Source organism: Stieleria mannarensis (genome assembly GCF_014154935.1).
In the GTDB taxonomy this organism is placed as follows: Bacteria; Planctomycetota; Planctomycetia; order Pirellulales; family Pirellulaceae; genus Stieleria; species Stieleria mannarensis.
Genome location: NZ_JACEHH010000044.1, coordinates 23,157 through 38,262, shown reverse-complemented (window position 1 = coordinate 38,262; position 15,106 = coordinate 23,157). Strand labels below are relative to the sequence as shown.

The window sequence follows — 15,106 nt, the reverse complement described above, 5'->3', positions numbered from 1 at the left end:
CGCTCGGGGCTTGCGTCGCTATTTCAGTGACACGTTGATCGCATCGCCGCCGACTTTCGCGTTTTCGCTGACAACCGTTGTTGGAGCATCCTTGCCGGCCTTGACGATGAACGCCTTGCCGTTTGGTGCCATCGGGGTGAACGATGTACCCTTTGCACGCACGGTGTACAGCACGTCGCCATTGCCTGCCTCGATGACTTGAATGACTGGATCAGCGACATTGAACGTCAGTTCACCGAGCTTGCCCCAGGACGGCGGGTTGTAGTTGTCGAACTGGGAAATTGTTCGTGGCCAGCCGGGGTACTGCCGGGCGTCGGCGTCGGTGATGTCCACGTTCCGCGGCCAGCATTCCATCGTGATCGTGCGGTCCTTGGTATTGAACCGAACGATGCCGAATCCGGCGGCGCGGGTATTCAACAAATTCCCGGCCGGTTTCTTTTCGGGGTTGGCCGCTGCGAAATTGGTCACCTTGTTGGCAAACCCGTCCAGGTGATCTCCGGTGTACTCCGGTGCCCCGGGCTCACGGTTCTTTCCCGGTTCCAGCGGCTCCCACCAACGCAGGTAAAGGTTCGCGATCGATGGAACGCAGAACGACCAAACGGCGTCGCGATGTTCGTCGATCCCGTGGTGGAAGATCGTGGCCAAGTGCTGGTCGCCGGCCAAGTGGAATGCGAAACCTTTGCGCAGCGCGTCGAGTGCTCGATTGCGTCCGGATTGCGGCCAGCCGTTGGAGTCCATGTCGGCGTGCAACCGCCCGTTGGCGGAACCGTGGATGTGGGCACCGCCGCAGAAGATGGTTTGCGACAGGGCGACCTTTAACTCCGCTTGCCGCCAATCTTGCGCCCAAGTGCGAAGGAATTTCAGTTGTCGGTCTCCCAACAGCACCGCACCGTCGACGTCCACGCTGGCCGGGTCGTAATCGGGGTTGCGAATGTGGTCCGGACGCGGGCCTTGCTTGGGGACACGCCCGGCGGGGCCGGTTTTGAACTTGCGGTCTTCCAGGATTGCGAAGTCGACGTTTCCCCAGTTCAGGTTCGTAAAGTAGACACCGATTCCCTGGCCGATCTTGTGGGGATCGACCGGGTCGGGCAGGTTGCTGGTCTGGGCACGCTCGACTTCTTTGACGTAGACAGCCGGTTTCGCATAGCCGCCGTCGGCGGCGCCGCTGAGCGTGGAGATCTTGCCGCTTTCGCCCCAAAGGTTCGGCTGGCCGACGTCGTGATCGTCCGGCAAACAGACCGTCGGGCGGTTGCGGATGATGTCGCCAAAGTCGCGGCCGAATTTCAACCACGCGGCGTAATGGCGATTGTGATCGTAGACTTGGTCGCCGGAGAAGAACAGCAGGTCGGCGTCGGCTCGTTTGACGTTGTCGATCAAGTCCTGACGCGAGATATCGCCGCCGTGGACGGGGTGGATCGAATTGCCGGTGAATGCCGCGACGACGATTTCGTCTTTGTCCACCGGGTTCTTGCGGATCATGCCCTCATAGAATGCTTCGGCGCCGTGCGCGACGCGATAGCGATGCGATTTTGTATCGTCCCAGTTTTCGATCCGGAAGGTCGCCGTCCAGCCGGGTTCGATCGCGGCCGTTCGCGCCGCCTCGATCCACTTGCCATCCTTTTCAATTTCCAATCGGACCGTTTTCGTATCCTCGTCCGAGAGCGGGTACAGTTGGGCGGTCAGTTTGAGCGTCTGGTCGCTGACGGTGTACAGGGCAAAGCAGATCAGGTCCTTTTTCTCGACCGTGGGAATGCTCAGGTCGGCACGGCCTCGCGGACGTGATCGGCCCGTCTGGGCGGCGGCGAACGGGGCAGCGGTGAAATGGAAAGCCGTCAGCAGCAGGCAACCGCACGAAACGGTTCGAAGCATGGAGTGCATGGTGATTTCAGGAGATTCGGGCGAATTCAGGAAGGGGGCTCAAGTGTAGCATCAGCCGGACGCGGGCGGCGCCAGAGCAGGAACAGGTACAGCGGGATCAGAAAATGGGGCGCCCGCAAAATCGACTCGTGGAGGTACTGGTCCGCTCCCCAGTAGATCAGACCGGTCGACATGCCGGCAACGGGACGGGCCAACGAAGTCAGCAGTCCCCAGAGGACGGCGTACCCGGCGGCAAACCGGCGTAACGGGGGGATGAACAGCAGCACGCCGACGGCCAGGTCCAGGAATCCAGCGATTCGTAGCATGGTCGTCGCCGAATCGTAGTCTAGTCCCAAGGACAGGGAAATCATCGCGTAGAAATTGCCTGGGGTGGGCCACCAACCCAAGGCATAGGCCCCGTGTCCGGCAAAGGTCGTGACCACGGCGACCATGGCCACCCCCACGGTGACGCGATGTCGCCCTCCCAGTGCCAACGCCAGTGCCAACAGCGCGGGGGCGAGCACCTGTCCGCCATGTTCCACCAGCATCGGCAACTGACGCTGGGCAGCGACGTACTTGGCATAACTCAACACGGCCAGCATCCCGGTGCCGGTCAGCAGCACCAGCATCTGCAGGTCGGATGTTTTTCGGGCCGTCAGACTCAGGATCGCGCAGGCCACATAGATCCAACCGATGCGAGATATCCAGCGTTGCACCCAACCTTCGTCGACCCCGTTGCCGACGAATTCTTCCCAGCTGATCCCCAGCCACTGGGCGAAATCGTAAGTGGAATCCTGCCACAGCAGAACGCCGTAGGGGCCTTCCCAGTAGAGGTGCACCCAGGCCCAACCGGCCAAGCACAAAAAGGCTGACAACCGCAAGACCGAAACCAAGATTCCGTCGGTGACTGAGCCGGTGGGTTGATGGGGCGGACGATTTTCAGTCTTTTCGGGGCTCATGGTGGGATGCAGATGAAGATCGTTTCGGTCGTTGAGTCGTGTTTCACTCCCAGAGCACTCTAGCCATTGCTCAGATCGCTTGGCAGGCGTCGCTGCCGGAATCCGGACGTCGTCGCGGGGCCTGCCATCGCGGTTGCAAACGCTGCCCCCCCTCAAAATACAACGCGACATTGTAGCTGATTGTTGCCGATGCCCAAGTTTCCGCCGGCACGCCTCTACCGCTTGCGCTGCGAAGCGTCGATTTCGATTGATCGCGGGGACGCCGCGGTAACGTCACCGCGGCGATTCGCAGCAGGGATGAAGCGGAGGCCGAGAGATGGGGAGGCCGAGAGATGGGAAGGCCGAGAGATGGGGAGGTCAAAAAATGGGGTGGTCAAAAAATGGGGTGGTCAAAAAATGGGGTGGTCAAAAAATGGGGTGGTCAAAAAATGGGGTGGTCAAAAAATGGGGTGGTCAAAAAATGCAGGGCAAAAGATGAGGGCAGAGGATGGAGGGCAGAGGATGGAGGGCAGAGGATGGAGGGCAGAGGATGGAGGGCAGAGGATGGTGCCGCGTTTGCTAGAACTCGAATTCCTGCACGGTTCGATTTTTTGACCAGCAAATTTTTTGACCAATCACCCGGAGCACTGCCGGTTGATGTCGTCGCCAGCGGACTAAAGCGTTCAACAACTCGGGCCGATGGCATGTGTGCGGCGGCTTTCGGATCGGGTTAGACTGTTGCGTCTGTAAAAAGTGCCAGTGATGTGGCACTGGTGAGTACGACTTCATTGATTTTCTACGGGACACCTCATGCTTTGCCGTCTGATTCGCGTTGCCGCGATGAGTTTGCTGACGACCCTGCCGACGATCACGGTGCTTGCCGCGGATGGCGATCTGTTTTTGAAACCTCCCGCGGTGGTGCAACCGGGCAATCCGATTCATGCTTCCAGCAACCGGGCGTTTCAAGGGATTCCCAGTCTGGCGGTGGCTCCCGATGGCCGATTGTGGGCAACCTGGTACGCCGGCGTCACACCTGGTGAAGACAAAAACAATTATGTCGTGCTGAGCACCAGCGGCGACGATGGGAAGACGTGGACCGAAGTGCTGGTCGTCGATCCTGACGAAGGCGGACCGGTTCGAGCCTATGATCCGGAACTGTGGATGGCCCCGGACGGCAAGCTGCGTCTGGCATGGGCTCAGGCGATCGGGCACGAGGGAACGGTCGCCGGCGTGTGGTTTCTGGCGATTACCAATCCCGATGATGCACGTCCGCAGTACGAGCCGCCCGAACGCATCACCGACGGGATCATGATGTGCAAGCCGCTGGTGACGTCTTCTGGTGAGTGGATGTTACCGGCATCGACGTGGCGAAAGACCGACCACAGCGCCCGCGTGATCGTTTCCGAGGATGAAGGGGCGACGTGGGAGCTGCGGGGCGGTTGCAATGTTCCGGAAAAAGACCGTGCGTTTGACGAACACATGTTGATCGAGCGACGCGACGGGACGCTGTGGATGTTGGCCCGCACGCGTTACGGAATCGGCGAAAGTATTTCGACCGACCAAGGACGCACGTGGCCGGAATTGACCCCATCGGACATCGCCCACACCAGTGCCAGGTTCTTCATCCGTCGATTGAATTCCGGCAAACTGCTGTTGGTCAAACACGGCCCGGTCGACCAGAAGATCGGCCGCTCGCACCTGACCGCGTTCGTCTCCGATGATGAGGGGCGCAGTTGGAGCGGCGGGCTGTTGCTGGACGAACGCAACCAAGTCTCGTATCCCGATGGCCAACAGACCACCGATGGGACGATCCGGATCATCTATGATTTCAGCCGTACCGGCGAACGCCAGATTCTGATGGCGACGTTTCGCGAAGAGGACGTCGTGGCGGAAAAGATCGTCAGCGACGTTGGAAAGCTGCGGCAGATCGTCAGCGACGCCTCGGGCCCGCTGGGAGCCGAATGAGAGCTTCGGTTCCAATCTCTTGGCTGGCCGCCTGCCGTGCGACCGTCTGCCTGGCAACCGTCTGCCTGGCGGCCTTCGGATGCAACCGTCGCGAGCAGTGGCCGCAGCGACCGGTCACGTTGATCTGTCCGTGGTCGGCCGGTGGAGGCACCGATCGGGTGTCGCGGCAATTCGCGGTGCAGCTTGAAAGTGAACTCGGCGTGCCGGTGAACGTCGTCAATGCGACGGGCGGTGGGGGCGTGACCGGGCATACGCGCGGCGCCACCGCAACCGCCGACGGATACACGCTGACGATGGCGACGGTCGAGTTGAACATGTTGCATTGGCGCAGCCTGTGTCCGATCACGCCGGACAGCTTTGAGCCGTTGGCGAGGATCAATCAAGATGCCGCCGCGATCTTCGTGTCGGCAGATTCCCCGTGGCAATCGATTGAGGATCTTGAAGGTCAACTGCGTGAATCGCCCGACCCGTTGCGAGCCTCGGGAACGGCCGCGGGAGGAATTTGGCACTTGGCGTTGTTGGGGTGGCTGGACCGCAGCGGATTACCCAGCGACACGGTGACTTGGGTTTCGATCAACGGAGCGGCGCCGTCGCTGCAGGAATTGATGGCCGACGGATTGGAGATCGTCTGCTGTTCGATCCCCGAAGCACGCGCGCTGGTCGATGCCGGAAAGATCCGATGCCTGGGCGTGATGAGCAACCAGCGTAGTCCGGCGGCACCTGACGTCGCGACCTTTGCCGAGCAGGGCATTGATTGGTCGATCGGGGCTTGGCGTGGATTGCTGTTTCCCCAAGGCGTCCCGGCGGAACACGTCACCCGGATGCGGCAGGCGATCTTGCGGGTCGCGGGCAGCGACGAGTTCGCCGAGTTCATGGAGGCGTCCGGGTTCCAGGTCGCGGTGGCCGACGGGGAGCAGTTTGCAGACTTTCTTTCCCAAACCGATGCGGACTTTGGCAGAATCTTGAATCAACCGGAAATGACGCAGGCGCCTTCGTCAGCGATCGGCCCCTATTTTCTTCCATCAATCCTTGCCCTGTTCGGACTGGCGATCGCCGCGTTCGGCTGGGGCGTTTCCAGGCGGGCGCGGGCCAGTGATTTGGCGGCGGAACCGACGGACAGAGTTTTCTGGAAATCACGACTTCGTTCTAAAGATATCGAGGGTCGTCGCGCGAACGTAGCTACCTTCGCCAGAAGGTGGTTCCCGGACGCTTTCCACGCTCTGGCGAGCGTGGCGACATTGCCGTTGTTCGGTTTTGCCGCAGTCATCGTGTTGTTCATACTGACTTGCGAAACGCTGGGATACGTGATCAGCGCGGGCATGATGACGCTTGCGATGCTGTTGATGTTGCGAGTCCGATTGCCGATCGCGGTGACCGCGACGGTGGTGATTGTTCCCAGTTTGTATCAAGGGTTTGCGGGCGTGCTGGGCGTTCCCCTGCCCTGGGGCTGGTTGGGTTGGTGACATGAATCCCGCACTGTTGCAAGCGGCCGGCGAAGTTTTCGGCCGCGTTGACCTTTGGTTGATCATTGTCGCCGCGGCCTGCTATGGCGTTTTCGTGGGGGCGATCCCCGGTTTGACGGCAACGATGGCCGTGGCGTTGTTCGTCCCGGTGGCCTATTGGTTGGATCCGGTGGCGGCGATCGGCGCGATCGTGACGATGGTCGCCTGCGCGATTTTCGCCGGTGACATCCCGACGGTGCTGTTACGGATTCCGGGGACACCGGCGTCGGCCGCCTACGCCGATCAAGCCTATCGGCTGACCGAAAAGGGGCTTGCCCAACAGGTCCTCTCGGTTTCGTTGGTCAGCAGCGTCGTCGGCGGCGTGATTGGGGCCGTTCTGTTGATGGTGCTGGGCAGCCAATTCGCGGCGATCGCGAGTTGGTTTTCCGTGACCGAGTACTTTTGGCTGTATCTGATCGGACTCAGCTGCTGTGTGATGGTGGCGCCGGCCGGGACGCGGTGGAAGGCGTTGTTGAGTCTGATTCTGGGGATGCTGCTATCGACGGTCGGGCTGAGTGCGGTGCATCTTCAGCCGCGATTCACGTTCCACACCGTGGATCTGTATCAAGGGATCTCGTTCATTCCGGCGATGATCGGGCTGTTCGGGTTGTCGGAGGTGTTTGCGAACTTGGCGTCGGTCAGACGAGGCGAGGACAGCGTGCCCTCCGCCGGGCCGATCGGGGCTTTCGGTGCGATGCTTCGGTTTTCAAAAGCGGCCATGGTGTCGCGGTTTGTCAAACGTCCCGCCGACACGGTTCGATCGAGCTTGATGGGCGTGTTGATCGGCATGTTGCCCGGCGCCGGCGCGGACATCGCCTCGTGGGTCACATTCGCCGCGGCCAGACGTGGTGGCGATCGCGACGCGGACCGGGAGCTGGTTGATGCGATCGGCGACGCGACGACTGCCAACAGCGCCGCGTTGGCCGGGGGCTGGATTCCCACGTTGGTGTTCGGCATTCCCGGTGATTCCATCACGGCAATCGTGATCGGCGTGTTGTTGATGAAAAACGTGACACCGGGGCCGGCAATTTTTGAGAATCAACCATCGTTGGTCTATAGCATCTACCTGGTCTTCCTGGTTGCCAATCTGGTGATGTTGCCGGTCGGATTGCTCGCCATTCGCCTGGGGCTTTCTCTGGTGCGGATCCCCAAGCAGATTCTATTGCCGGTGATCGTGTTGTTTTGCGTCACCGGAGCCTATTCACTCAATGGCAGCCTGTTTGACGTCACGGTGATGTTGGTGATGGGAGGCATCGGGTTTCTCTTGAATCGGCGCGGGTTCCCATTGGGGCCGGTGGTGCTGGGGTTGGTGCTCGGCGGGCCCCTGGAGGAGCGATTGATTCAAGCGTTGACCGCATCCGGCGGGAACCCCTTGGGGTTGGTCAATCGCCCCATCGCCGTCGTGTTGGCGATCGCCACATTGCTGATCATCGTCAGAATCCTGCGTGGACAGCAACGTGCGACTGCCTGATTGATTCGGGAGTATTCAAATGTGCGCATGATGTCGTAGGTTTCGGTGAAGGTTATGGTCTTCGTCGGCTGGATGTTCCGCGTTCGATCGCTCGATCGTTTCGCGATGCTCCTCATCGCTTCACACATCATTCGTGCAATCTTGTTCGGTGTGGATTAAGATTCGCGTCGGCCGAACAAACGCTCTCGCAATGGAATCGCCAAATGAACTGGATCTGCGTCTTGAATCGACAACCTCGCACCCTCGGGGCAGAGGTTGTGCGAAAACTGATTTTGAGCACCACTCTTTTGAGTGCCGCTGTTTGCGGTGCCCATGCGTCCGGCCAGGAGGCATCGGCGTCTGGTGACCAAGGCGATTCTTTCAATCGCACCACGCTTCCGATTCCACAACCGCAGCGTCCGATCTACACCGAGTTGGACGTGCGCGACGCAAAACCACCGGCCCGATTCGAGGTGACGGCACCCAAGGGGGCTCCGAATGTGTTGATCATCCTGGTGGATGACCTGGGTTTCGGAGCCACATCGACCTTTGGCGGTCCGATTCCGACGCCGACGCTAGATCGGCTGGCCCAGGCGGGGTTGCGATACAACAATTTTCACACCACCGCGCTGTGTTCGCCGACGCGGGTGGCGCTCAAATGTGGACGCAACCACCACACCGCCAACGCGGGTTCGATCATGGAGACATCGACAGCGTTCCCGGGCAACACCGGTGCGATCCCCAACAGTGTCGCGCCGCTTGCGGAAATGATGCGTTTGAATGGTTTCAGCACGGCGGCGTTCGGCAAGTGGCACGAAACAGCGCCCTGGGAAACGAGTGTTTCAGGTCCGTTTGATCGCTGGCCGACCCGCCAAGGATTCGACAAGTTCTATGGCTTTATCGGTGGCGAGACGGACCAATGGTCACCGCTGATCTATGACGGGGTAAAGAAGGTGAACCCGCCACAGGTTGACGGCTATCACTTTACCGAAGACATGACGAACCAGGCCATCAACTGGGTCAAGGCTCAGCAATCGATGACGCCGGACAAGCCGTTCTTCATGTACTTCGCCACCGGCGCGACCCACGCCCCGCACCATGTCCCCAAGGATTGGATCAAGAAGTTCCATGGCAAATTTGACGACGGTTGGGATGCCGTTCGTCAGGCCACGTACGAACGCCAAAAAGACAACGGCACGATTCCCGCGGAAACGAAACTTCCGCCTCGTCCCGAGGACATCGCGGCATGGGACTCGTTGCCGGAGGATCACAAGACACTGTTCCGCCGCCAGGCCGAAGTGTTCGGTGGCTTCGTCGCGCACACGGATCACCACATCGGCCGTCTCGTGGAAGCCATCGAATCGATCGGCGAGATGGACAACACGCTGGTGTTCTACATCGCGGGCGACAATGGCACGAGTGCCGAAGGAGGAATGGTCGGCATGTACAACGAAATGACCTACTTCAACGGCGTCACGGAGAAAGTCAAGGATCTGCTGCCGTTGATCGACAAATGGGGCAGCAAAGAGACTTTCCCGCACATGGCGGCGGGCTGGGCGGTCGCGTTTGACGCGCCCTTCAAATGGACCAAGCAAGTTGCGTCGGACTTCGGCGGTACCCGCAACGGAATGGTGGTCCACTGGCCGCAGGGGATTCAGCAGGGCGGCGGCATGCGTACCCAATTCGGACATGTGATCGACGTCGCGCCCACCATCCTGGAGGCCTGTGATCTGCCCGAACCGACCGTGGTCAACGGAGTACCGCAAATTCCTATCGAAGGCACAAGTTTGTTGTACACGTTCGATTCGGCCGACGCCCCCGACCGCCACACGACACAGTATTTCGAAATGTTCGGGAACCGAGCGATCTATCGTGACGGGTGGCTTGCCCGAACGATTCACCGCGCCCCCTGGAAGACAACCGATCTGCCTCCGCTGACCAACGACGTCTGGGAACTGTACCACGTCGACGAAGATTACAGCCTGGCCGTCGATTTGGCCGACGAGCACCCCGAGAAGCTGGCCGAAATGAAAGCCTTGTTCATGACCGAGGCAATCGAACATCATGTTTTGCCGATCGACGACCGCACGATCGAACGCGCCAATCCGGCGATCGCCGGCCGCCCCGATGTCCTCGGTGACCGAACTTCACTGACGCTTTACGAAGGGATGGAGGGGATGCTGGAAAACACCTTCATCAACGTCAAGAATCGATCGTGCACGATCACCGCTGAATTGGAGATTCCCGACGGCGGAGCCTCGGGGGCGGTCTTGGTCCAGGGAGGCCGTTTCGGTGGCTGGTCACTGCACCTGCGCGAAGGCAAACCGGCCTACGAATACAACTGGCTGGGGATGGAGCGGTATGTCGTTGAAAGCCCCACGGCTCTGCCGGCCGGCAAGGCTACGGTCCGGATGCAATTCGACTACGACGGCGGGGGCTACGGCAAAGGCGGCACCGCGACGCTTTCGGTCGACGGCCGGCAAGTCGCTCAAGGCCGAATCGAAAAGACGCAACCCAACTTGTTTTCGGCAGACGAAACCGCCGATGTGGGAATCGACAACCAAACCCCGGTTGCCAAAGCCATCGGATACGGCCCGCAAGAAACCAAGTTCAGCGGTCGGATTCACCGGGTGGTTGTCGAACTCCAATAGCCCAATGCCACTTACTTTTTGAGCCGACGCCGCTAGCCGCGGGCCTTGGATTGCCCTTCGAGACTTGTGAGGCCCGAGGCGAGCGCCGACGGCTCAGATTGTGATCGAAAGTAAGCGGTATTGGGCTACAGCCTGGACACCAACACCTACGCCATTTGTAGCTGCCCTTTTTTCTGCGGCACCGCATCATTACCGCGCCGCCCCGCTCTGCAATCGGAAACCCGCTTTCTCGTCAGGAACTGCGGTCGTTGCGGATCCGTTGCAGCCACGGTCTTGGTCGCATCGACCGCTACCAACCAGCAGGCGTCCGTCGGTCAAACCCGCGATCCCGAGTGAGCAGTTGATCGGGTAGCGTCCCTGCATGGTGAAGTCGGTGTCGGTGACGAGCAGGGTTGGGGGATTGCCGTAGCAGCCGAACCACCAACGACCGTGGGCGAAGGTTGCGGTCTGGATTCCCATCAGCGTGTGACCGCTTTTGATGATGTGCTTGCGAAGAAACCTGAGTTCGCCGTCGTATTCGTAGACGTAGTTTTCATCGACGCCATTGGGCAGTCCACCGACGACAAAGAAATGGCCGTCGCGAACCCCGATGCCTCCGGCCCCGTGAAAGACCTCCTGGGTCTGGTGTCGGGAAAGTTCCTCCAGCGTATCGGCGTCGTAGACATAAACCCAAGAGTCGGCGTTCCCCTGGGGATCGTTGAATTTGCCCAGGTTGACAGCGACGAAAAGTTTGCCGTCGTGCAGGCAGAGGTCGCCGTGATGGTTGACGACCGGGATTTTTTTCAGCACGTTTCCATCCCTGTCCGTCTTCACCAGGGTCGTCGTGAACGACCAGTAGATCGACGTCTGGTCGTTGCAGATGCCTTGAAGATGATGTTTGTACGTCCCGTCGCAGCGGACGTGGAACATCGCAGCGCCATCGGCGGATTGCCGCGGTATGGCCTCGTTGGTGGGTTTGGATGCGCCGTGGGCTGGTTCGTCGGCATTCGCTGAAAAGGTCACGATTAGAAGCAGCAGAATCCCAAGCGTTGAAGTGTGGTTCATGGATTTGTCATTGACGATGGTGTCGAACGTGTGTCGAGTTTCTTTGGCTGTTATAGTTTACGTCAGTCGATTAACCGTGTCAGTCTGTGACCCGGCCACTTAATTCTTCAAGCAGTGAGTCATCATGATCCCGCAATCAGTTCACAAATCATTAGAAACCCTGGCACTTGTCGTGGCGTCGATCGCGATCGGCGGACTTCTCTGTGATCGTGGCGTCGCCGAAGATGTTGTGACGCTGAACCAAAAGGCCGACGGTTATCGCGGGATCTGGTACATGAACCAGCCGTCGGGTGATGAGTATGTCTACAAGTACAGCGGCGGTTTGGGAACGTACTGTGCCAAGCACCGGCCGTTTGCCATCTACTGCCCCCAGGTCAACAAGACATTCTTCTGTTATGGCGGTGCGACCAAAGACGATAGTCGCAAGCTGTTGCACATGGTGTCGTACTTTGACCATGACACGAAGACTGTGCCGAAGCCGACCATTTTGCTGGACAAGAAGACAAATGATGCACATGACAACCCCGTGATCTCGGTCGACGATGAAGGCTACATCTGGATTTTTTCCACCTCGCACGGACGCGCCCGGCCTTCCTACATTCATCGCAGCGAACGCCCTTACGACATCGATTCGTTCAAACTGATCTCGGCCACACGATTGGACGGTGATTCGCGAAAGCCGATCGACAACTTTTCCTATCTACAGGCTTGGCACTCGCCGCAAAACGGTTTTCAAGTCTTCTTCACTCGGTATGGCTATCCGGCACAACGAACGATTTGCTTCATGAGCAGTGATGACGGCATCCAGTGGAGTGCCTGGCAGCGAATCGCCGCGATCGAGCAAGGTCACTACCAGATTTCGGGGATCGGCAAATCCAAGATCGGATCCTTTTTCAACTTTCACCCCAAGGGGAAAGGTCTAAACTGGCGAACCAATCTGTACTATGTGGAATCGGTCGACGGCGGTGACTCATGGCAGACGGTCGACGGGAAACCGCTCTCATTGCCGCTGACAACTGCCGCCAATCCGGCGCTGATTCGCGATTATCAAAGCGAAGGCCTGAACGTGTACCTGAAAGACCTGCGCTATGACCAGCACGACCGACCGGTATTGCTGTACATCACCAGCAAGGGCTACCAGTCCGGACCGAAGAACGATCCTCGCACCTGGACCACCGCGCGATGGACGGGGGAGCAATGGGAATACGGCACCGTGACGACTTCGGACAACAATTATGACTTCGGCGAATTGTGGATGAACGCCCCGGACGACTGGCGAATCATCGGCCCCACCGAAACCGGGCCACAGCCCTACAACCCGGGCGGTGAAATCGCGATGTGGCAGAGCCGAGATCAAGGCGCGACATGGAAACAGCTGCGTCAGATGACCGCCGGCAGTTCCAAGAATCACACCTACGTCCGTCGAGCGTTGAACGCCCACCGAGACTTTGTCGGTATCTGGGCCGATGGGCACGGAAGGCAACCGTCTGATTCACAGCTGTATTTCTCCGACATCGACGGGAACGTGTTCCAACTGCCGACGCAAATGGACGGTGAGACTGCGGCACCGCTGGCGATTCGCAATGGCCAAAACGCTCCGTGAGTGTTGATCGCGTGTCACCGAACCAATGAGGTCGGCAGTAGGGCAGAATGATACGGGGCAGAATGATGAAGACCGGCGAGCCCGAGGGGCGTTTCGCCAGCCCGTGTCGTTCTGCCGCGGGTGTCGCCGATGGGGATTCGAGTTCACAATGCGTGCGAATTGCATTTTTGCGACCCACCAAATTCATCCTTTGTCGGAGAGTTCAACGTGTTGAAGTTCGCTTCGCTGCTTGGTCGGGTTGCCGTAGGGCTGGTCGTCGGGTTGTCCGGTGATGTCGCACGGTCGGTGGATCAGCTTCCCAACATCGTCGTGATCTATGCCGACGACCTCGGGTTCGGCGACTTGTCTTGCTACAACGACCAAGCCCCCTACAAGACGCCACGATTGGACCAGATGGCAGCCGAAGGGATTCGGTTCACCGACGCACACAGCCCGTCCACGATCTGTTCCCCCTCGCGATACGGGTTGTTTTCGGGACAGCAGATCTATCGTTCGACCGGCCGGGGTGGGGGAGCGTTCGAGGGTCCCGGTGGCCCCAGCTATCTGAAGCCAGGCACGCTGACGATTGCCGAAATGTTGAAGCAGAAGGGCTATCGCACGGGGGTGTTCGGCAAGTGGCACGTGGGGCTCAGCTGGTTCGACAAAGACGGCAAACGTCTGGGCGGGGGCTTCGAGAACTCGTTGCTGATCGATTACCAAAAAAGCACGCCGCTGATCGACGGCCCCAACGCCAGGGGATTCGACGAGTCGTTCGTCACGCCCAATTGTCCCAACACCGATCCGTTGTACGTGTACATCGAAAACGGGATGGTGCCGACGCCGGCCAGTATGCGGCATCGACGCGACACGCTGCCCAACCCCGGCGGCAAGTGGCGATGGGACAACGACGAAGGCTGGAAGTCGCCGGGCTATGATTTTGTCAACGCGGATCTGTTGTTCTATGAAAAGACCAAGGCCTTCATCACTGACCATCGCCGTCAAACGCCCGACCAGCCTTTCTTTGCCGTGCTGTCGACCCAGATCGCTCACGCGCCGGTTTTGCCGGCCGACGAGTTCAGCGGTGCGACCGATGCCGGGCCGCGCGCGGATTTTGTGTGGGAGCTGGATGCGATCGTGGGCCGCGTGTTGGATCTGTTGCAAAAACTGGACATCGATGACCAGACCTTGGTGATGTTCAATTCCGATAACGGTGCCGAAACGTTGCATGTTCATTGGATGCGGCAAGATCACCAGCACGATCCTTCGGGCGGATGGCGCGGCATGAAACGTGACGGTTGGGAGGGCGGTCACCGAGTCCCCTTCATCGCGCGGTGGCCGGGACACATCCCTCCCGGCCAGGTGACGGCTCAGATGACCAACACCACCGACATCTTCGCCACGGTCGCGTCGGTCGTCGGCGTCTCCTTACCCGATGACGCGGCGACGGACAGCTTTGACATGCTGCCGGTGATGCTGGGACGGCAGGACGAAGGCGATCCGGTTCGCCCCCACTTGTTGACCCAAAGCTTTCGCGGCGAGTTTCAGATTCGCCAGGGCCACTGGAAATATCTCGATCACAAGGGTTCCGGCGGTAACGGATACGAAGACAGCATCCTCGCTCAATACGCGTTGCCGGAATTGGAACCGGAGGCGCCGGGGCAGCTCTATAACTTGAAAACCGATCGCGGCGAGACAACCAATCTGTATTTCAAGGAACAGGCCAAGCGGAAAGAGCTACAAACGCTGCTCAAGGAACTGAAAGAATCGGGCCGCAGTGCTCCCACAGGCCGCACGCCGCTGCGGAAGTGATCCAATCACCCCAAAGCGAAAAAGTCCGTCGGCGAGCGACTCGCGTTGCTGGCACTGAAGCACGATTACGGCCGACCGAATCGGGTGGCGTCTGGACGCGTGTATTCCGGGGATGCGGTCGAGGACGACTGCATTCGAATTCGTTTTGCGTAATTCGGAAGCGGGTTGGTCAGTCGCGACGGGGAAGCCGCTGACCGACTTCACGATCGCCGGAGCGGACCGAACATTTGTGCATGCCGAGGCGGTGATCGATGGCGATACCATCGTGGTTCACAGTGATCAAGCCGCCAAGGCTTTCGGCAACTTCC

Annotated in this window: 9 protein-coding genes; 6 read left to right on the top strand and 3 right to left on the bottom strand. The window is 59.6% G+C overall.

Features of this window, described 5'->3' with window-relative positions; genetic code table 11:
• Positions 1 to 18 precede the first annotated feature (18 nt).
• The gene (locus tag H1B37_RS24730) at positions 19 to 1,869 is read right to left on the bottom strand and encodes an alkaline phosphatase D family protein (protein WP_286178142.1); all 1,851 of its coding nucleotides are present in this window, start codon (positions 1,867 to 1,869) and stop codon (positions 19 to 21) included.
• A 35-nt stretch (positions 1,870 to 1,904) separates the two neighbouring features.
• Positions 1,905 to 2,816: a hypothetical protein gene (locus H1B37_RS24725; protein WP_182869952.1), complete on the bottom strand. Its 912-nt coding sequence runs from the start codon at positions 2,814 to 2,816 to the stop codon at positions 1,905 to 1,907.
• 789 nt (positions 2,817 to 3,605) lie between these two features.
• Here H1B37_RS24725 and H1B37_RS24720 point away from each other — a divergent pair.
• The 4 genes from H1B37_RS24720 to H1B37_RS24705 all read left to right on the top strand — a co-directional run bounded on the left by H1B37_RS24720 (position 3,606) and on the right by H1B37_RS24705 (position 10,363).
• On the top strand, positions 3,606 to 4,760 hold the full coding sequence (locus H1B37_RS24720; RefSeq protein ID WP_220498358.1) for a sialidase family protein: 1,155 nt from the start codon (positions 3,606 to 3,608) through the stop codon (positions 4,758 to 4,760).
• Positions 4,757 to 6,223 (top strand): tripartite tricarboxylate transporter substrate binding protein, encoded by a 1,467-nt coding sequence (locus tag H1B37_RS24715; RefSeq protein WP_182869951.1) that lies wholly within the window; start codon positions 4,757 to 4,759, stop codon positions 6,221 to 6,223. The genes H1B37_RS24720 and H1B37_RS24715 overlap by 4 nt, the downstream gene beginning before the upstream one ends.
• Position 6,224: 1 nt before the next feature.
• Positions 6,225 to 7,733: a tripartite tricarboxylate transporter permease gene (locus tag H1B37_RS24710; protein WP_182869950.1), complete on the top strand. Its 1,509-nt coding sequence runs from the start codon at positions 6,225 to 6,227 to the stop codon at positions 7,731 to 7,733.
• A gap of 203 nt (positions 7,734 to 7,936) precedes the next feature.
• Positions 7,937 to 10,363, top strand: coding sequence for an arylsulfatase (locus H1B37_RS24705; protein WP_182869949.1), 2,427 nt, complete (start codon positions 7,937 to 7,939; stop codon positions 10,361 to 10,363).
• Positions 10,364 to 10,552: 189 nt separating this feature from the next.
• Here the strand turns inward: H1B37_RS24705 and H1B37_RS24700 are convergent, their stop codons facing one another.
• A complete protein-coding gene (locus H1B37_RS24700) occupies positions 10,553 to 11,407 on the bottom strand; it encodes a hypothetical protein (protein WP_286178140.1) in 855 nt (284 codons plus the stop codon).
• Positions 11,408 to 11,531: 124 nt separating this feature from the next.
• Here H1B37_RS24700 and H1B37_RS24695 point away from each other — a divergent pair, with 124 nt between their 5' ends.
• Both H1B37_RS24695 and H1B37_RS24690 read left to right on the top strand, forming a co-directional pair.
• Positions 11,532 to 13,010 carry a BNR-4 repeat-containing protein gene (locus tag H1B37_RS24695; RefSeq protein WP_182869948.1) on the top strand — a complete coding sequence of 493 codons (1,479 nt, stop codon included), beginning with the start codon at positions 11,532 to 11,534 and terminating at the stop codon, positions 13,008 to 13,010.
• Positions 13,011 to 13,217: 207 nt separating this feature from the next.
• Complete coding sequence (locus H1B37_RS24690; RefSeq protein WP_353620913.1) at positions 13,218 to 14,798, top strand: sulfatase family protein; 1,581 nt, start codon at positions 13,218 to 13,220, stop codon at positions 14,796 to 14,798.
• Positions 14,799 to 15,106: the final 308 nt, after the last annotated feature.